Annotated in this window: 19 protein-coding genes; 12 read left to right on the top strand and 7 right to left on the bottom strand. The window is 68.8% G+C overall.

The genetic code is table 11. The features are described 5' to 3' along the window. Nucleotides 1-25 precede the first annotated feature (25 nt). From EV650_RS02730 to EV650_RS02720, 3 genes are read left to right on the top strand one after another with little or no spacing between them, the layout of a single operon-like run. Nucleotides 26-571, top strand: a complete 546-nt coding sequence (locus EV650_RS02730; protein WP_134114979.1) for a helix-turn-helix domain-containing protein — start codon at nucleotides 26-28, stop codon at nucleotides 569-571. A 54-nt stretch (nucleotides 572-625) separates the two neighbouring features. Continuing rightward, nucleotides 626-2,176: an AtzH-like domain-containing protein gene (locus EV650_RS02725; protein WP_134114976.1), complete on the top strand. Its 1,551-nt coding sequence runs from the start codon at nucleotides 626-628 to the stop codon at nucleotides 2,174-2,176. Then, nucleotides 2,173-2,922, top strand: coding sequence for a cysteine hydrolase family protein (locus EV650_RS02720; protein WP_134114974.1), 750 nt, complete (start codon nucleotides 2,173-2,175; stop codon nucleotides 2,920-2,922). The genes EV650_RS02725 and EV650_RS02720 overlap by 4 nt, the downstream gene beginning before the upstream one ends. Here EV650_RS02720 and cpt read toward each other — a convergent pair. Further along, nucleotides 2,915-3,448 carry a chloramphenicol phosphotransferase CPT gene (gene cpt, locus EV650_RS02715; RefSeq protein ID WP_134114972.1) on the bottom strand — a complete coding sequence of 178 codons (534 nt, stop codon included), beginning with the start codon at nucleotides 3,446-3,448 and terminating at the stop codon, nucleotides 2,915-2,917. The genes EV650_RS02720 and cpt overlap by 8 nt on opposite strands. After that, nucleotides 3,445-4,701 (bottom strand): MFS transporter, encoded by a 1,257-nt coding sequence (locus tag EV650_RS02710; protein WP_202874334.1) that lies wholly within the window; start codon nucleotides 4,699-4,701, stop codon nucleotides 3,445-3,447. The genes cpt and EV650_RS02710 overlap by 4 nt, the downstream gene beginning before the upstream one ends. Nucleotides 4,702-4,795: 94 nt before the next feature. Here EV650_RS02710 and EV650_RS02705 point away from each other — a divergent pair, with 94 nt between their 5' ends. Genes EV650_RS02705 through EV650_RS02685 form a run of 5 tightly spaced genes read left to right on the top strand, consistent with a single transcriptional unit; the run spans nucleotide 4,796 to nucleotide 9,790 of the window. Next, nucleotides 4,796-6,811 carry a potassium transporter Kup gene (locus tag EV650_RS02705; RefSeq protein ID WP_134114970.1) on the top strand — a complete coding sequence of 672 codons (2,016 nt, stop codon included), beginning with the start codon at nucleotides 4,796-4,798 and terminating at the stop codon, nucleotides 6,809-6,811. A gap of 3 nt (nucleotides 6,812-6,814) precedes the next feature. Beyond that, nucleotides 6,815-7,657: a helix-turn-helix domain-containing protein gene (locus EV650_RS02700; protein ID WP_134114968.1), complete on the top strand. Its 843-nt coding sequence runs from the start codon at nucleotides 6,815-6,817 to the stop codon at nucleotides 7,655-7,657. Then, nucleotides 7,644-8,855 (top strand): FAD-binding oxidoreductase, encoded by a 1,212-nt coding sequence (locus tag EV650_RS02695; RefSeq protein ID WP_134114965.1) that lies wholly within the window; start codon nucleotides 7,644-7,646, stop codon nucleotides 8,853-8,855. The genes EV650_RS02700 and EV650_RS02695 overlap by 14 nt, the downstream gene beginning before the upstream one ends. Next, nucleotides 8,852-9,412, top strand: a complete 561-nt coding sequence (locus EV650_RS02690) for a dihydrofolate reductase family protein (protein WP_134114963.1) — start codon at nucleotides 8,852-8,854, stop codon at nucleotides 9,410-9,412. The genes EV650_RS02695 and EV650_RS02690 overlap by 4 nt, the downstream gene beginning before the upstream one ends. 6 nt (nucleotides 9,413-9,418) lie before the next feature. Then, a complete protein-coding gene (locus EV650_RS02685) occupies nucleotides 9,419-9,790 on the top strand; it encodes a nuclear transport factor 2 family protein (protein WP_134114961.1) in 372 nt (123 codons plus the stop codon). A gap of 5 nt (nucleotides 9,791-9,795) precedes the next feature. Here the strand turns inward: EV650_RS02685 and EV650_RS02680 are convergent, their stop codons facing one another. Continuing rightward, nucleotides 9,796-10,410, bottom strand: coding sequence for a maleylpyruvate isomerase family mycothiol-dependent enzyme (locus EV650_RS02680; protein WP_134114959.1), 615 nt, complete (start codon nucleotides 10,408-10,410; stop codon nucleotides 9,796-9,798). A gap of 87 nt (nucleotides 10,411-10,497) precedes the next feature. Here EV650_RS02680 and EV650_RS02675 point away from each other — a divergent pair, with 87 nt between their 5' ends. From EV650_RS02675 to EV650_RS02660, 4 genes are all read left to right on the top strand, one after another. Further along, a complete protein-coding gene (locus tag EV650_RS02675) occupies nucleotides 10,498-11,712 on the top strand; it encodes a helix-turn-helix domain-containing protein (RefSeq protein ID WP_134114957.1) in 1,215 nt (404 codons plus the stop codon). A 119-nt stretch (nucleotides 11,713-11,831) separates the two neighbouring features. Beyond that, complete coding sequence (locus EV650_RS02670; RefSeq protein WP_134114955.1) at nucleotides 11,832-13,061, top strand: DegT/DnrJ/EryC1/StrS family aminotransferase; 1,230 nt, start codon at nucleotides 11,832-11,834, stop codon at nucleotides 13,059-13,061. Then, a complete protein-coding gene (locus EV650_RS02665) occupies nucleotides 13,061-13,789 on the top strand; it encodes an amidohydrolase family protein (protein ID WP_134114953.1) in 729 nt (242 codons plus the stop codon). Before EV650_RS02670 ends, EV650_RS02665 begins: the two co-directional genes overlap by 1 nt. Then, nucleotides 13,783-14,514 carry an amidohydrolase family protein gene (locus EV650_RS02660; RefSeq protein ID WP_134114951.1) on the top strand — a complete coding sequence of 244 codons (732 nt, stop codon included), beginning with the start codon at nucleotides 13,783-13,785 and terminating at the stop codon, nucleotides 14,512-14,514. Before EV650_RS02665 ends, EV650_RS02660 begins: the two co-directional genes overlap by 7 nt. A 51-nt stretch (nucleotides 14,515-14,565) precedes the next feature. On the opposite strand, the gene EV650_RS02655 is transcribed toward EV650_RS02660, so the two are convergent. The 4 genes from EV650_RS02655 to EV650_RS02640 all read right to left on the bottom strand — a co-directional run bounded on the left by EV650_RS02655 (nucleotide 14,566) and on the right by EV650_RS02640 (nucleotide 17,057). Beyond that, on the bottom strand, nucleotides 14,566-15,093 hold the full coding sequence (locus tag EV650_RS02655) for a GNAT family N-acetyltransferase (protein ID WP_134114949.1): 528 nt from the start codon (nucleotides 15,091-15,093) through the stop codon (nucleotides 14,566-14,568). A 42-nt stretch (nucleotides 15,094-15,135) separates the two neighbouring features. After that, nucleotides 15,136-15,501: a hypothetical protein gene (locus tag EV650_RS02650; protein WP_134114947.1), complete on the bottom strand. Its 366-nt coding sequence runs from the start codon at nucleotides 15,499-15,501 to the stop codon at nucleotides 15,136-15,138. A gap of 104 nt (nucleotides 15,502-15,605) precedes the next feature. After that, nucleotides 15,606-16,466 carry a CPBP family intramembrane glutamic endopeptidase gene (locus tag EV650_RS02645; protein ID WP_134114945.1) on the bottom strand — a complete coding sequence of 287 codons (861 nt, stop codon included), beginning with the start codon at nucleotides 16,464-16,466 and terminating at the stop codon, nucleotides 15,606-15,608. 3 nt (nucleotides 16,467-16,469) lie between these two features. Continuing rightward, nucleotides 16,470-17,057 carry a TetR/AcrR family transcriptional regulator gene (locus tag EV650_RS02640; protein WP_134114944.1) on the bottom strand — a complete coding sequence of 196 codons (588 nt, stop codon included), beginning with the start codon at nucleotides 17,055-17,057 and terminating at the stop codon, nucleotides 16,470-16,472. Nucleotides 17,058-17,103: the final 46 nt, after the last annotated feature.

The following is a 17,103-nucleotide window of genomic DNA, read 5'->3' as shown; positions in this document are numbered from 1 at the left end:
ACGACGAGATGAACCACGGCGAGCTATGAACCAGGACGAGATCGACACCCACCTCGGGTCCGCGATCCGGTCCCTGCGGCACACCCGCGGACGCACGCTGGTGGAGATCGCGACCGCCACCGGGCTGTCACACCCTTTCCTCAGCCAGATCGAGCGCGGCCGGGCCCGGCCGTCGATGCGCTCGCTGTTCCTGATCGCCGAGGCCCTCGGGACGACGCAGCAGACCCTGCTCGCGGCCGCGACCCCGCCGGCCGGCGAGCCGCCGCTGATCGGCACCGGGACCCGGTTGCTGCTGCACGAGGGCGGGGTCGACATCACCGAATTCGCCGAGATCGGGACCGAGTTCGAGGAGTTCTTCAGCCACGTCCGGCCGGAGTTCCTGTACGTCGTGACCGGCACGCTGGAGGTGGAGACGCGCGAGTCCGAGCAGGCGGAGAGCAGTCTGCGAACCTTGAACGCCCGCGATTCGGTGAGCTATCCGGGTGGCGTCCTGCACCGGTTCCGGCGGGCGAGCGCGGAGCCGTGCGTTGTGCTGATGGTCCACGGTGACGACCATGTTTCGCCGACGTAAGCATCTGTCGAAAGATGTTCACCACATCAACATCCGCGCCTACGCTCGACCTCGATGAACGACTTCGCTCTCGGTGATCCGAGCCTGCTCGCTGCCTTCCGCCGCTACGAACGAGCGCTGCTGGCGAACGACGTCGCCGAGTTGGACGCGCTCTTCGCCGACGACTCGACGACTGTGCGCGCCGATGGCGGCAGCGCGCTCGTCGGGCACGACCACATCGCTGCCTTCCGCGCCGGCCGTCCACCGGTTCCCGACCGGATCCTGCAGCGGGTGCATGTGCGTGAACTGACGGTGGACTCAGCCGTCCTGATCGCTGAGACCTCGCGCGCGGACGGCGGCACCGGCGTACAAACCCAGCTGTGGAAGCGGATCGGCGGCGCGTGGCAGGTGACGATCGCGCACGTCTCGACCGCACCTCCCGCCGTCGAAACCCCAAGGTCCGGCGACCCAGCGGTCTGGCGTGTTCCTCCGGGAGACGCACCACTTGCGGCCGGGGCCGACTCCGGTCCCCTGCAAGGGATGCGTGTGGCGGTGAAGGATCTGTTCGCGGTCGCCGGGCAGCGGATCGGCGCGGGCAACCCGGCCTGGTTGGCGGGCGTCCCGATCGAGGCCAGGCACGCGGGCGCGGTCGCCGCCCTGCTGACCGCAGGCGCGGATATCGCCGGCATCGCGCAGACCGACGAGCTCGCGTTCTCACTCGCCGGCACCAACCTCCACTACGGCACTCCGGCGAACCCGGCCGCACCCGGTCGCATCACCGGCGGCTCGAGCAGCGGACCGGCAGCGGCGGTCGCAGCCGGCCAGGTGGATATCGGCCTCGGCACCGACACTGCGGGCTCCATCCGGGTGCCTGCGTCGTACTGCGGTCTCTATGGTCTGCGGACGACCCATGACAGCGTCGACCGGACCGGCCTGGTCGCGTTGGCACCGTCCTTCGACACAGTCGGCGTCCTCGCCCGGACGAGCGCCGTACTCACGGCCGCCGCCGACGCACTGTTGCCCGCAGCCGACATTGTGCCGACGCGAGAGTTGCTGGTCGCGCCAACACTCCTCGAGTTGGCCCAACATGACACCCGCCTCGCGGTCGAGGCCGCGCTGCGGGCGCTGGCGCTGCGGCTCGACCTTCCGGTACGGCGGATCGAGCTCGACCGGGATGCGTTGGAGGACTGGTTCATCGCGTTCCGGCAGGTCCAGAGCGCCGAAGCCTGGCGGGTTCACGGAGACTTCGTCGCGGCGCATCCGGGCGAGTTCGAGCCCGCTGTGGAAGCACGGTTCCGTTCCGGAGCCGACGTTGACGAGGTTCAGGAGAAGACGGCCCGCGATGTCCTCGCGACTGCCCGCGCGCGACTGCATGAGCTCCTGCCGCCCGGCGTCGTACTCGCGTTGCCCAGCTCGTCGAGCCCAGCCCTTCCGATCGATGCGGACGCCGCCGCGATCGACGAGATCCGCGGCGCGACACTGCGACTGACCTGCCTGGCCTCGCTCGCCGAACTGCCCGCACTCAGCATCCCCACCGCGCGAGTCGGCACGCTCCCGGTCGGCCTCTGCCTGGCCGCCGGTCCCGGCGCCGACCGGGCACTACTCGCCCTGACGGAGCCCAAATGATTGCCGACCGCAACAGCTGGACTCTGACCCAGGACACGGCCGACCTGCGCCGTCCGGCAATGCCGTCGAAACCTGTCTCGTTCGATGCTCAGCCACAGCGGGTCACGATCGATCTCGCCCGCACGGCGGTCGTGGTGGTCGACCTGCAGAACGATTTCTGCCACCCCGACGGCTGGCTGGCGGGCATCGGCGTCGACATCTCCGGTGCTCAGGCACCGATCCCGGTGGTGGCCGCGCTCCTCCCCCGGCTCCGCGCGTACGACGTCCCGGTCGTCTGGCTGAACTGGGGCAACCGCCCGGACCAGGCCAACCTGCCACCCGGCGTACGTCACGTGTACGACGCGGCCGGAGAGGGCAACGGCATCGGCTCGACCAGCGGCCCGTCCGGATCGCCTGTCCTGCAAGCCGGTTCGTGGGCCGCGGCGATCGTCGGCGACCTGGACGTCGAAGCCGGCGACCTCGCGATCGACAAGTACCGGATGAGCGGCTTCGTCGACACCCCGCTCGACTCGGTGCTCCGGAACCTGCGGGTCGACACGCTCCTGTTCTGCGGCGTCAACGCCGACCAGTGCGTCCTCAACACCCTGACCGACGCGGCGAACCTCGGCTACGACGTCATCATGATCGAGGACGCGGTCGGCACGACGTCCCCGTCGTATTGCCTCGACGCCACCTTCTACAACGTCCGTCAGTGCTACGGTTTCACCACCACCAGCCAGGCGCTGGCGCAGACCTTGGCTACTTGAGGTACTGCGCGATGGTCTGCGCGCAGTTGATCGAGGTGGTGTGGGAGGTGTCCACCTCGACGTCGTAGGTGATGCCCTGGTGGACGATGAGGGCTTGTTGTTCAGCCATTCCGGTGGCTCGGTCGCCGCGGGCCTGCTCTCGGCCGGCCGCGATCTCCGGGTCGCAATGAACGCCGACCCAGAGAGTCTCGACGTCGCCGATCGCGTTCCGCCAGCGCTGCTGCGAGGATGCGCCGCCGAGGAAGACGTCGTCGATGATGACCCGGCCGCCGGCCCGGCACATCGCCACGATGCCGGCGGTCCAGGCCGCCTCCAGCTCCCGGAACGCGGGCCCGACCGACACCTCGCCGCCCGGACCGATCTGGATCCCGTCCGCCGAACCTTCCAACCCGGCCGGCAGCGCGTCGACGAAGTCGTCGACGCTGAACCCGAGCCACGGCTCCGGCAGCACCTCCTGCAGACCCCGCACGATCGCGGACTTCCCGGAGCTGGATCCGCCGTTGATGATGATCAGTCGAGCCGTCACGCCTGCAAGGCTAGTGTCTCGGCCGGGGCCTGCTCGACTGGTTTCCGGGTACGGCGAGCCAGTCCGAGGAACGGCACCGCGAGCACCTGGATACCGGCCGCCAGCAGGTACGCCTGCCCGTAGCCCCACAGGTCGGCCGAACGACCGAGCCCCGGCTGGATCACGACCCCGCCGGCCGATCCGATCAGGTTGTCGAACGACAGCACCGTCGCCCGCTGCTCCGACGGGATGTGACTGTTCAGGTACGCCTGCCGGACCGGCGACATCGCGGAGAACAGCGTGCCCCAGACCATCAGCAGCACCAGGGCCGCGGCGAACGACGTCACCAGACCCATCAACGCGATCACGGCGCCGGAGATGACGATCGCCGCGATCAGGATCAGCACCCGGTCCTTGAAGATGCGGGCGATGTACGACGCCGACGCGCCACCGGCGATCTGCGCACCGGCCACGATCCCGGCGGACAGACCCGCTATCCAGTACGCGTTCGAGTGCCCGTAGAGCTGCAGGAGGTACGGCTGCGCGGCGTAGAAGCCGTACACGCTGACACCGGCGGTGAACGGACCGGCCAGCATCACCCAACGCACCCGCCGATTCAGCAGGCCGTGCTGCAGCGACGCCCGGACGATGCCACCCATCTCGGCCCGCACCGACACCCGCGGCTTCGGGACGAACCCGATGTCCCGCATCGACCGCCACGCCACGACGAACGTGGCCGCCAGCAACAACGCCCGTACGACGTACGGCATGCCGAGGTTCGTCACCTGGGCCAGCACCCCGCCGGCGATCGAGCCACCTAGCATCGCGGTCCCGCTCGCCACCTGCCCCTTCGCGAACGCCGCGTCGAGCGACCCCTTGTACCCGGTCGCGTGCAGCCCGTCGACCAGCCACGCCTCCGTCGCGCCGCTGAAGAACGTGAACCCGAGCCCGAGCAGCGCCGACACGATCGCCCACAGCACGAACGGCGCGTGCTCCCGCCACAGCAGCAGGTAGAGCAGCGTGGATCCGATCAACGTCGCCGTCCCGAGCAGGTACGACGTACGCCGGCCGACCGTGTCCGCGACCACCCCGGTCGGGACCTCGAACAGCACCATGCCGGCGGTGAAGAACGCGTTGGCCGCGAACGTCTGCCCGATGCTCAGCCCCGCGTCGAGGAGGAACAGCGTGTTGATGCCCCAGATCATCGACGACGCACCGGTCGAGACCACAACCAGCGTGAGGTAAGTCCGCAGTACCCGCTCCGGTGTCATCATTGTCCCTCCTCCGTAGTTGTCTGGTACGTCGGAGTCACGGCGCCGGACTCGACATCCAGCGCCAGGCCTCCTGGGCCAGGTATCGTCCGGTCCCGTGACGGATCAAGAGCCGGGGCCGGCAACCAACCCGGGTACGGAGGGCACCTCGGCGAGCGGGCCGGACGTCGACACCGAGACGGTGGACGCTGGGCAGGCCGGGCATGGGCCTACTGCGCGCGACACGGTGCGGCTGGCCGTGATCGTCGGCGCGCTCGGTGTGGTGTTCGGCGACATCGGCACCAGCCCGATCTACACGCTGCAGACCGTGTTCAACCCTGCTGACCCGCACCCGGTGCCGGTCAGCAACGCGAACGTGTTCGGTGTCGTCTCGCTGATCTTCTGGTCGGTGATGATCATCGTCACAGTCACCTACATCCTGCTCGCGCTGCGCGCCGACAACGACGGCGAAGGCGGCCTGATGGCGCTGATCACGCTGCTGCGCCGGTGGAGCCGGCAGCAGCCGGGCCGCAAGGGCGCGCTCGTGCTCGCCGGGCTCGGCATCTTCGGCGCGTCGCTGTTCTTCGGCGACAGCATGATCACTCCCGCCATCTCGGTGCTGTCCGCGGTCGAGGGCCTGAAGATCGTCGAGCCGTCACTCGGCGACTACGTCGTACCGATCACCGCGGTGATCATCGTCATCCTGTTCTTCTTCCAGCGCCGCGGTACCGAGGCGGTCGGCCGGGTCTTCGGGCCGGTGATGATCGCGTGGTTCGTGGTCATCGGGGCGGCCGGGATCAGCGGGATCACCCAGCACCCCAGCATCCTGAAGGCACTGTCGCCGACGTACGCGGTCGGGTTCCTCGCCGGGCACTTCCACATCGCGTTCTTCGCGCTGGCCGCGGTCGTGCTGTCGGTCACCGGCGCCGAGGCGCTGTACGCCGACATGGGCCACTTCGGCCGGAAGGCGATCACCCGCGGCTGGCTGTTCCTCGTACTGCCGGCCCTGGTACTCAGCTACTTCGGCCAAGGCGCGCTGGTCCTGAAGGACGAGTCCAATATCAGCAGTCCGTTCTTCCTGCTGGTCCCGGACTGGGCCCGGGCGCCACTGGTCCTGCTCGCGACGGCTGCGACCGTGATCGCGTCGCAGGCGGTGATCACCGGCGCCTACTCGGTCGCCTCGCAGGCCGCGAAGCTCGGTTATCTGCCGCGCCTGCGGATCGCGCACACCTCACCGACCACGATGGGCCAGATCTACGTCCCGTGGATCAACTGGCTGCTGCTGGTCTCGGTGCTGACCCTGGTCTTCGCGTTCCGCAGTTCGGCCGCGCTGGCGTACGCGTACGGCATGGCGGTCACCGGCACGATCACGATCACCACGACGCTGTTCTTCTACGTCGCCCGCTACCGCTGGAACATCTCGAAGTGGCTGATCGGCATCGGCGCGACCGTGCTGGTGTCCATCGACCTGCTCTTCGTCGCGGCCAACCTGACCAAGATCGCGCACGGCGCCTGGCTGCCGCTGCTGATCGCGCTCACCGCGTTCACGATCATGACGACCTGGCAGCGTGGCCGTCAGGTCGTCACGGCCGAGCGGGAGCGCGCCGAAGGATCGCTGCAGGAGTTCATCGACGAGCTCCAGTCCGGCAAGATGCCGGTCCGAACGGTCCCGGGTACGGCGATCTTCCTGAACCGCGGCGGCACCACCGCACCGCTCGCGTTGCGGGCGAACGTCGAGCACAACCAGGTCCGGCATGAGCATGTCGTGATCGTCGCGATCGAGACCGAGCCGGTCCCGCGGGTCTCCGAGGACAAGCGGGTGACGGTCAACGACCTCGGGTACGGCGACGACGGGATCACCCACGTCACAGTGAGGTTCGGGTACATGGAGCCGCAGAACGTGCCCGAGGCCTTGGCGCTGCTCGACCCGTCCGACTCCGAAGGCCAGCTCGACCTCGACAAGGCGTCGTACTTCCTGTCCAAGATCGAACTCCGCCGCGGCAAGGCAAAAACGATGGCCGGCTGGCGCAAACAGCTGTTCCTCGCCACGTCGCTGATCACCGCCGACGCCGCCGAATACTTCAGCCTCCCCCAAGACCGCACCGTTATCATCGGCTCACACATCGAGTTGTAACCCATGGACCAGACGTACGACGAGCGTCACCCGATCGGGCTGCTGACGGGACTCGTTCGTACGGTCTGGATCCAGCGGACAGGATCACAGCCCTATCCGCAACGCGATCTGCCGACCGGCGGTGTCGAGCTGCACTGCCCGGTCGGCGGCGTACCGCGGCTGATCGGGCCGCTGACCGTGGCCCAGCTGCAGGTGATTCCGGCGCGGACCACGATCGTCGGAGTGCGGTTCATGCCGGGCGCGGGGACGGCCTTGCTCGGCGTACCGGCTGACGAACTGGTCGACTGTGTCGTGGACCTGTGGGGCCCTGCGGCGATGGCGATCGGGTCGACCGTAGCTGATGCGGCGACTCCGGAGGCGGCGTTGCTCGGGGTGCAGCGGTATCTGGCTGCTCAACAGCTTCGGCCGGATCCGGTGGTGGCGGAGATGGTACGGCGGCTGATGCCGTGGGAGCGAACCGGGATCGCGACGCTGGCGGACGATCTGGCGTTGTCGGAGAGTCAGCTGCGGCGGCGGTGTCTGACGGCGGTCGGGGTGGGGCCGAAGGCGTTGCAACGGACGCTGCGGTTCCAGGGGTACCTCGCGTTGGCGCAGGCCGGGTTCGGTGGCGGGCTCGCCGATCTCGCGGCCGAGACGGGGTACGCCGATCATGCGCATCTGACCCGGGAGTGCGTCCGGCTGACCGGGGTGACTCCGCGGGACCTGCTCGGCGACAAGGCTGATCGGTGCGATTGCGGTCATGACCACTCGGCATCGTACGCACCGTTCCTGGCCGGGTGGTACGACCGTTTCGTTCAAGCACAGTCCCGGGTGGCGGCATTAGCGTCGGCCCATGATCGGGCCTGATGACGAGTTGTACGACGTACTGCGGAGGCCGGCGCTACCGCAGTACCGCGACATCCGCCCGTTGGCGATCGCTCGCTGTGCCTCGATCGAGGACGTAGTCGAAGCACTGGCGTATGCACGGTCCAACGGTCTGCCTGTGGCGCCGCGGGGCGGAGGTCACTGTTTCGCGGGTCGCTCCTCCACCACCGGCCTGCTGCTCGAGCTGTCCGGTCTGAACGCGATCTCGGTGCAGGACGGGCTGGCGACGATCGGGGCCGGGGCTCGGTTGGCCGAGGTGTATCGCGGGTTGCACGAGTACGCGCTGACGATTCCGGCGGGGTGCGGGCCGACGGTCGGGATCGCCGGGCTGACGCTCGGCGGCGGGCTTGGCCTGCTCGGACGGCGGTACGGTCTGACCTGCGATCGGCTCGTCGCCGCGACCGTCGTACTTGCCGACGGCACGGTCGTGACGTGCGACGAAGACCGCGAGTCTGATCTGTTCTGGGCGCTCCGTGGGTCCGGTGGCGGTCAGTTCGGGGTGGTCACGTCGCTGGTCTTCGCCGCCGTACCGTCTCCCGCCGCAACCCTGTTCAGCCTTACTTGGCCGCGAACCCGGGCCGCGGAAGTGATCGCCGCCTGGCAAACCTGGGCTCCGGACGCGCCGGACGAGCTCACCGCCAGCCTCACTGTGACTCTCGACGAGGTGCGAGTCTTCGGCGCGACCCTCGCGCCCTTCGACCCAGGCCCACTCAGAGGCGATGTCCACTTGCGGGACGACCTCAGCTGGCCCGACCTCAAACGCAGCCTCTCCGAAGGCCCTCCGGATGACCGCACCATCTTCAGCAAGTCCGAGTTCTTCCGCTCCCCTTTGCCGGCCGATGTCATTACCGACCTCCTGGACAGCGGCTGCGAACTCAACTTCACCCCGATGGGCGGCGCCTACAACCGCGTCCCCGTCGACGCCACCGCCTTCCCCCACCGCACCGAGCGCTTCCTCCTCGAACACGCCTCCCCCGACCAAGCCGCCGTACGCCGCTCATGGTCCACAGCCCACCCGCACGCGTCAGGCCGCGTCTACCCCAACTTCCCCGACCCGGACCTGACCGACTGGCAAACGCCCTACCATGGGCCGAACTATCCCCGCCTGGTCAGCATCAAGGACAAGTACGACCCCGACGGCGTTTTCCATTTCCCGCAAGGCATTGGAGCTGACCGATGATCGTGCTGTACATGAGCATGTCGCTCGACGGCTTCGTGGTCGGGCCTGACGACAGTCCCGAGAATCCGATGGGGATCGGTGGGTTCCGGCTGTTCAACTGGCTGGACGATCGCGAGTCCGACGGCCCGAGCGGACAGGTCTACCGCGAGGGGCTCGAGACGGGCGCGGTGATCGCGGGTCGGCGTACCTTCGAGTTCTCCGGCCGCTGGAACGGCGACCACCACGACGGCGTACCGATCTTCGTCCTCACCCACCACATCGACGAGGGTGACATCCCACCCGGCAGCGCGCGCTTCGTCACCGACGTCGCCGAGTGCGCCGCTCTGGCCAAGGCCGCCGCGGGCGACCGCAACGTGCTGGTCCACGGCGCCGGCGCTGCCCAGGCCCTGCTCCGGGCCGGCCTCCTCGACGAGCTGGAACTCCACGTGGTCAACGTCCTGCTCGGCCAAGGCCGCCGCCTCTTCGACAACCTCCCCGCCGCCTACATCGAGCTGGAACAGGTCCGCCAGCTGCCCGCCCGCGACGTCACCCACCTCCACTACCGCGTTGTGAGGTAGTCCAACATGACGATCCAGAAGAAGACTGCCATCGAGGAGCACTGGCGGGCGTCCGAGAGTGGGGATGTCGAAGCCGAGCACGCGATCTACGCGGAGGAGGCCGAGCTCGAGTATCCGCAGTCCGGTGAGCGCTTCCGCGGCCGCTCGACGATCGCGGCACAGCGCGGTGGACACCCGGCCGAGCGCCACTTCACCGTGCGGCGGATCGTCGGCAGCGGCGACCTCTGGGTCAGCGAATGCACGATCACGTACGACGGCGTACCGACGTACTCGGTCTCCGTGATGGAGTTCGCAGGCAACGAGGTCATCCACGAGACCCAGTACTTCGCCGACCCCTTCCCCGCGCCCGCCTCGCGAGCCTCCCTCACGGAACCCTGAGTTGGTCAGAGCCAGGGTGTCAGTGGGGCTGCGGGCTGACCGTCGGTGGTCAGTACGTCGGAGTACGGGCGGCCGGACAGGTAGGCGGCTACCTCGGCAAGAGGACCGCGGACTTCGGGTACGTCGCCACGCTGGGTGCGGATCTCTTCGCACAAGGCTTGCAGGTAGTCGTCCGGGAGATCGGCGAACGTGATCCCGGTGCCGAGATCGACGGCGTGGATGAAGACCTCGCAGGATCGCATCCACGGGATCCGGGTCGCCGGGATCGTGGCGCCTTGGGTGGTGCGTACCGAGGCCTGCCACTGATCGTCGGTCAGCTCGGCGAAAGCGCCGGCCAGGACCCCTGCCGACTCGTCGAACCAGGTCCGCAGCTCGTCCTCGGGCCGGAGCGCGCCGGCTTCGATGCCGGCGTTCCGGGCGTCGGCGGACGGGTACATCGGCCGTTCCTCGCCGGTCCGTGCCCAGTGCACCAGGTTGCCCAAACCCTCCGCATTCAGCGACAGATGGGCCGCCACGTGCCGCCGTGTCCAGCCCGGCAGCGACGACGGCGCCGCCAGGTCGACCAGTGCCGTCCGGCACAACGTCGTACCCTCGTCGATCCACTCGTGAACCCGTGCCATGAGTGGAACGTAGCCGACGACGGCGCGGGTCCTTGCAGCGGAGGGTCGTTGTGATGAGACTGACCCGATGAAGGAGGGGGCCCGCTGATGGTGACGACGATCGGGGTGGTGGGACCGTCGGACCTGGTCACCTCCACCAGCCGGATCCTCAAGGGGCTGCGCGGGGTCGAGGTCGTCCCGCTGCGGTACCGGCGTGAGACCGACACACCCAAGGTGATGGCCGACGCGCCGGGGAGCGTCGACGCGTGGCTGTTCACCGGCGTCGTTCCGTACCAGATCGCCGCCGCGCAAGACCTGCTCGATCGGCCCGCCGCCCACGTCGAGTACACCGGGGCGACGCTGATGCGCGCTCTGGTCCAGCTGCTCCGTGAGGGTCGCGACGTGACCTCTCTCAGCATCGACGTACTCGATGAGGCCGAGGTCGGGGAGACGTTCGGCGAGGTCGGGCTGCCGACGCGAGGCGTCCGCGTCCTGCCGTACCGGCCGGGGCTGACCCTGGACGAGATCCTGGCCTTTCACCACGAGGCCCACGCAACGGTCGCGATTACCTGTCTGCGGTCGGCGTACGAGAAGCTCCGGACCGAGCAGACCACGCTGCGGCTGGCGCCGTCGGTCCACTCGGTCCGCAGCGCCGTGAACAGTCTGCTGCTCGTCCACGACGCTCTGCGCAGTGACGATGCGCAGATCGCGCTCGGCCTGGTCGAGATCTCCCCGGACGCAGAGAGTGCTCTCCGGCGCGAGGCTGGTTCGCTCGGCGGCAGTGTCATCCGGTACGACGAGAAGCGCTGGCTCGTGATCGCGACCCGCGGACCGCTCGATCAGGCGACCGCGTCGTTCACCGAGCTCGGCATGCTGACCCGGCTCAAGGAGCAGTTCGGGCCGGTGCGGATCGGGTTCGGGATCGGCGGGTCCGGCACCGAGACCGAAGGGCTCGCTCGTCGCGCGCTCGGGCGAGCCAGGACCGCAGGTCGGACCGCGGCTGTGGTGTCACTGCGTAACGACATCGATCTCGTGCTGGTCGGCGGTGCGACGCCACGGGCTCAGCAGCGGTCGAAATTGCAGCTGCTCGCGCAGCGAGCGGGCCTGTCGAAGGCGACCCTTGAGCGGCTGCAGGAGCTCGTCCACTCGACCCCGGAAGACGGGCTGACCACACGCTCGGTAGCCGACTACCTCGGCATCCAGCCGCGCACCGCCCGCCGCGTCCTGAACCGCCTCGAGCGCGCCGGCCTGGCCGACGCGACCGGCACCCAACTCGGCACCGGCAGCGGCCGCCCGCTGGTCGTCTACCGCGTGCATCTCTGATTGCTTGCCGAATGGTTGACTCACTCCCGCGCGTCCGGATAATTTCAGCCATGACCGTAATTCAGTGCGAGTCACCGTTGCTCTGAGCAAATATCGGACTGATGTGAGGGATTGCCGCGATGGAGAACAGTCAGCTCGCCCGGGACGGCGGTACGCCGGTGCGCACGGATCCGCTGCCCTCGGTGATGAACGCGAGTGGCCGGCGCTTCGGCGATGACGAGGTCAAGGCGGTCGAGCGGGTGCTCCGCAGCGGCATGCTCTCGGCCACCTGGGGCACCGAGGTGCCCGCGCTCGAGCTGGAGTTCGCGTCCCTCCTCGGTGCCGGGCACGCGGTCGCATGCAGCTCGGGTACGGCGGCTCTCCACCTGGCGGTCGCGGCAGTGAACCCGGATCCGGGTGACGAGATCATCACCACACCGATCAGCGACATGGGCACCGTGTTCCCGATCATGATGCAGAACGCCGTACCCGTGTTCGCTGACGTCGACCCGATCACCGGAAACCTGACGCCCGACTCGGTCGCGGCCGTGATCACGCCGCGCACCAAGGCCGTGATCGTGGTGCATCTGTTCGGCAAGCCGGCGCCGGTGCGGGAGTTGCGGGAGCTATGCGATCAGCACGGGATCCTGCTGATCGAGGACTGCGCGCAGGCGTACCTCGCGCCGGTCGGCGACACGTTCGTCGGCCGGATCGGGCACATCGGCTGCTTCAGCCTGCAGCAGACCAAGCACATCAGCGCCGGTGACGGCGGGCTCACGGTCACCGATGACGCGCAGAAGGCCCGCCGGATGCGGCTGTTCGCGGACAAGGGCTGGCCGCGCGACACCGACGAGCGGACCTACCTGTTCCTCGCGCTCAACTACCGGATGACCGAGCTGGTCGCCTCGGTGACCCGCGCTCAGCTTAACCGGCTCCGAGGCGTCGTGGCAGATCGTCGTACGGCGGCCTTGCGAGCGTCGGCCGGGATCGCGGAGCTGGCCGGGATCACGGCTCCACCGGACGGGCACGACCACGTGTACTGGCAGTACCCGCTGATCATCTCCGAGGCGGCCGGTGACATGCACGAGTGGGCCGCGGCCTTGACCGCCGAGGGCATTCCGGCGAACGGCGGCTACTTGACCAGCCCGCTGTACGCCGCACCTGCGGTCCGCGAGCGCGTTACCTACGGCAGCTCCGGGTTCCCCCTCCAGGACGTCTCGTACCCGGTCGGCCTGTGCCCGAACGCGGAGGAACTCATCAACAACCGGCTCCTCGTCCTGCCCTGGAACGAGAACTACACCGACTCCGACGTCGACGACATCGTCAGCGCCATCCGCAAGGTCCACCAAGCGCTGGCCCAGGAGGCCTGATGACCGGCACTCCCCTGCTGCTCGATTGCGACATCCTGGTCGGGCACGACGTGACGACCGGTCGCTGGGGGCGCGCCGAGGCGGTGCAGGACGTGTTCAAGGCGGCTCACATCTCCGGCGGTGTCGTGTCCGCGTTGCGCGCGGTGCACTTCGACGTACCGTCGGGGAACGACGAGGCGCGCAAGGTTGCTGATGGCAACGGGTGGTCGGCGTGCCCGGTGCTGGACCTGCGCGATCCGCTCGGCGCCGAGAAGGAACTGGAGCGGCAGCTGTCGAGTGATGCACCGCCGCGGGCGGTCCGGTTGGCGCCGACCGCGCAGAGCGTGGAGCCGGGGTACCCGTCGTTCGGGCATGTCGTGCAGCTGCTGGTCGACGCCGGGCTGACGATCTTCACCGAGGGCGACGTACGCAAGTTCGGGCCGGCGTTGCGCGGGCTCGGGGCGCGGGTGGTCTTCCTTGACACGCACTTCTACTACCTGGGCGATTTCGTGATCATGGCCCGGTCGGAGCCTGGGTTCCACACCTCGACCCGGATGCTGACCGGGCCCGATTCGCTGGAGATCATCGCCGCGGAGGTCGGTGCGGAGCGCCTGGTGCTCGGGTGCCGGACGCCGTTCCACGAGACCCGCTCGGTGGTACGCCGGCTGTTGACCTCCAAGCTCAGCCCGGACGAGATCGCGCAGGCCGGAAGCACGAGTCTCAAGACCCTCCTGGAGCCGTCATGCTGATCGACGTACACGCCCACTGGGGTCCGTGGTTCTTCTCGATGGACACCGCGAGCATCGACGTCAACATCGACCTGATCGACCGGTTCGGCATCGACCTCCAGCTGGTCTCATCGATCGAGGGCATCGTCTACGACGCTCCGCTCGGCAACCGCTCTCTCGCCGAGCAACTCCCCGCCGACCCGCGGCTGCGCGGGATGATCGTGGTCGATCCGCGACGGCTGGACGAGGCTCGGACCGACCTCGACGAGCTGCTCGCCGGGGACGGGCGGACGCGGTGGGTCGGCGCGAAGATCCACAGCGAGTACAGCCGTACGCCGATCAGCTCACCGGCGATGCGGGCCGCGATCGAGCTGACCACGGAGTACGGCCTGCCGACCCTCGTCCACACCTGGGGCGACACCGTCGTCGATCTGGCCGACGTCGCCGCCCGGGTCCCCGGCGCGCGCGTACTCGCCGGTCACATGGGCGCGGGCGGCTGGCCCCGGGTCCCGGAGGCCGCTGACCGGTCCGACCGGATCTGGTTCGAGCCCTGCTGGTCCGCCCCGGAGGCGAACCGGATCCGCTGGGTCCTGGACCGGATCGACCCCAGCCGCCTGATGTTCGGCACCGACGCCACCCTGATCGACCCGTCGGTAGCCATCGGCGCCTTCGAGGCCGCCGACCTCACCCAGGCCGAACACGACGCCATCACCCACCAGAACGCGACCGAACTCTTCGCCCTCTAACGCCTTTCCGGAAGCAATTCGTCACTTGGCGACGATTTACTTCCGGAAACCTCAGTTGCCGGGGCTGACGAAGACGAGGATGTCGTGTTCGCGGCCGCGGACCTCGGGTTCGGTCCAGCCGAGGTGGCGGTAGAACGCGATCGCGTCGTGGTTCTGGTTCCAGGCGAGCAGCCAGGCCCGCGGGTTCGCCTCGGCGGCCGCCATCAGCAGGCGCCGGGCGAGGCCCGTGCCGCGGGCGTGCTGCAGTACGCCGAGCTCGTCCACCTCGAACGCGCCGATCAGCAGGTCCTCGACCTGCTCAGCGCCGATCCGATCCAGGACGCTCCCGTACGAGCGATCGGTCCGGAACGGCGCCGGCGTCGTCCACCCGGTCACGAATCCGGCGATCCGCCCGTCCTCCGACCGCTCGATCCGAGCCTGGAACCCGGCCCGTTCCACGTCTCCCTCGAGCCGCTTCCGGAACGCGATCCGGGTCTCCTCAGGGTCCCGATGCTCGAACGGCGGTGCCGTGAACACCTCGACGTACGCCGTTGTCAGTTCGTCCGCGATCTCCAGCACGTCCCGCCCATACGTCTGCACCGCTCCAACCTAACCGTGGAGCGGTGTCCGGCACGACCTACTTCAGCTGTTCGACGTCGCCGCCGGCTCCAGACCAGCCGCTGCGTCCAGACCGGCCGTCGGCTCCAGACCGGCTGCTGCCTCCACCACCGGTGCGGCGGCGACCACAGACTCCGGCATGGCCGCGATCGACTCGAGCTCGCTGCGGAACTGCGGCAGCAGCCAGCGCAGTGGCTGGTCCAGAACGCGCGCGATCGTGGCTTCGTCGAGCCGCAGCAGTCCGGCGATCCGGGCGAGTGCGTCCGGCTCGTCGGTAGCGGCGTACAGCAGGTGGACGACTTCGTGCCGGTGCGCGAACACGGCCAGCGCCGCTGCGGCCAGACCGGAATCGATTTCTGGCGGACTAGTGATTTCCCCGTTGACTGTCACGACAAGCTCAACCCGTTCGGGCCCTGATCGGTTACGTGTCAGTCGTCTGATTGACCTAACAGTCATACTGCGTTGTCTGCCGGAACAAGACACGCAGCGCTCGGTCAGCTGGGCAGCCAGGAGACCTTGCCGAGCAGGTACGTCGCACCGATCAGCGCGGTCGTGTCGATCAGGGTGTGCGCGACCACGAGCGGCATGATCCGGCCCCACCGCCGGTACAGCCAGGTGAAGATCACGCCCATGATCACGTTGCCGGCGAATCCGCCGAGGCCCTGGTAGAGGTGGTACGAGCCGCGCAGCAGCGAACTGGTCACGGTCGCGCGGCGGACGGACCAGCCGAGTTGGTCCAGCCGGTGGTTCAGGTACCCGAGCACGATGACTTCCTCGAGTACGGCGTTCTGCGCGGAGACCGCGACCAGGATCGGGATCCGCCACCAGTAGTCGGGCAGCTGGGACGGGTCGACGGTCAGGTTGGCGCCGGTCGCGTGTGCAGCGATGTAGAACAGCAGACCGGCGCCGCCGATGACTGCCGCGATGGCCGTGCCGCGGCCGAGGTCGCGGAGGCGGTCGCGCAGGTCGAAGCCGATGGTTCGGAGCGTTTCGCCGCCGCGGGCGAGGAAATGCCCGACCAGCGCGACCGGCACGAGCGCGGTCACGATCGCGAACACCTGCCAACTCAGATCCAGCCACGGCCGGCCCGGCGCACGCGAACCGACGATCACCGCCGTCTGCCCACTGATCGGCTTCGATGAGGTCAGCACGCCGGCGAAGGAAATGATCGCCGCCACACCCGACGCACCCAAAGACAACGCCAGCACCAGCCAAATCTCCCGGCTCAGCACCCGCCGGCTAACGCCGGCGGGGGTGCCGGAGGTGGCGGGGGTGGCCGCTGCACCCGCAGGAGGTGTGGTGGGTGGGGTGGCGAGCTCTGCCGGGGTGGTGGGGTCTTCGGCGGGGCTCGTCATGGTTCAACTATCGCGCGTGGGGCCGGTCAGTAGGTCGACGAGGTGGGTGAAGAGATCGCCTGGGTCGGCGTCCAGGTCGTACTGCGACTGGACCTGGAGGCCGTCGGAGAGCGCGATCAGCAGGCTCGCGATGGTCTCCGGGTCGGCCGACGGGTTGAGCGTACCGGCGGCCTGACGGGCACGAACCGCGTCCGCGAGCGCCGTACGGATCCCGCCGTACCGCTCGACGAAGTACTCATGGGAACTGTGCTCCGGATCCCCCGCCTCGGCGGAGAACGTCGAGTAGAGCTCGACCAGCCCCGGCACCGACCCGTTGTGACGGACGATCGCCGCGAGGTTCCCGACAGCGTCGGCAGCCGGATCGAACCGCGCCCCGTCGGCCTCGTCGCGCGCTCGTAGTACCGCCTCGAACAGCTTCTCCTTCGAGCCGAAGTAGTGCAGCAGCCCGGCCTCGCTCAGCCCGGCCGCGGCCGCCAGCTCCCGCGTGGACGTCTTCCGGTACCCGTGCCGCGCGATCACCTCGAGCGCGGTCCGCAGGATCTCGGCGCGCTTCGCCACGCCCTTCGCGTACGGACCCCGGGACGTCGCCATAGTCAAAACCTAGCATCACTCGGTTTTCGGACGTACAGTCTTCGCC

Source organism: Kribbella kalugense (assembly GCF_004365875.1).
GTDB lineage: Bacteria > Actinomycetota > Actinomycetes > Propionibacteriales > Kribbellaceae > Kribbella > Kribbella kalugense.
The sequence above is the reverse complement of the archived record's forward strand: the minus strand, read 5'-3'. Positions and strand labels throughout refer to the sequence as shown.

Coding starts and splice junctions, on each gene's coding strand:
- EV650_RS02660 (WP_134114951.1), top strand. CDS start 13,783: ATGCTGATCGACGTACACGCCCACTGGGGTCCGTGGTTCTTCTCGATG.
- EV650_RS02700 (WP_134114968.1), top strand. CDS start 6,815: ATGGACCAGACGTACGACGAGCGTCACCCGATCGGGCTGCTGACGGGA.
- EV650_RS02725 (WP_134114976.1), top strand. CDS start 626: ATGAACGACTTCGCTCTCGGTGATCCGAGCCTGCTCGCTGCCTTCCGC.
- EV650_RS02680 (WP_134114959.1), bottom strand. CDS start 10,410: ATGGCACGGGTTCACGAGTGGATCGACGAGGGTACGACGTTGTGCCGG.
- EV650_RS02690 (WP_134114963.1), top strand. CDS start 8,852: ATGATCGTGCTGTACATGAGCATGTCGCTCGACGGCTTCGTGGTCGGG.
- EV650_RS02695 (WP_134114965.1), top strand. CDS start 7,644: ATGATCGGGCCTGATGACGAGTTGTACGACGTACTGCGGAGGCCGGCG.
- EV650_RS02730 (WP_134114979.1), top strand. CDS start 26: ATGAACCAGGACGAGATCGACACCCACCTCGGGTCCGCGATCCGGTCC.
- EV650_RS02645 (WP_134114945.1), bottom strand. CDS start 16,466: ATGACGAGCCCCGCCGAAGACCCCACCACCCCGGCAGAGCTCGCCACC.
- EV650_RS02665 (WP_134114953.1), top strand. CDS start 13,061: ATGACCGGCACTCCCCTGCTGCTCGATTGCGACATCCTGGTCGGGCAC.
- EV650_RS02675 (WP_134114957.1), top strand. CDS start 10,498: ATGGTGACGACGATCGGGGTGGTGGGACCGTCGGACCTGGTCACCTCC.
- EV650_RS02710 (WP_202874334.1), bottom strand. CDS start 4,701: ATGATGACACCGGAGCGGGTACTGCGGACTTACCTCACGCTGGTTGTG.
- EV650_RS02685 (WP_134114961.1), top strand. CDS start 9,419: ATGACGATCCAGAAGAAGACTGCCATCGAGGAGCACTGGCGGGCGTCC.
- EV650_RS02640 (WP_134114944.1), bottom strand. CDS start 17,057: ATGGCGACGTCCCGGGGTCCGTACGCGAAGGGCGTGGCGAAGCGCGCC.
- EV650_RS02720 (WP_134114974.1), top strand. CDS start 2,173: ATGATTGCCGACCGCAACAGCTGGACTCTGACCCAGGACACGGCCGAC.
- EV650_RS02670 (WP_134114955.1), top strand. CDS start 11,832: ATGGAGAACAGTCAGCTCGCCCGGGACGGCGGTACGCCGGTGCGCACG.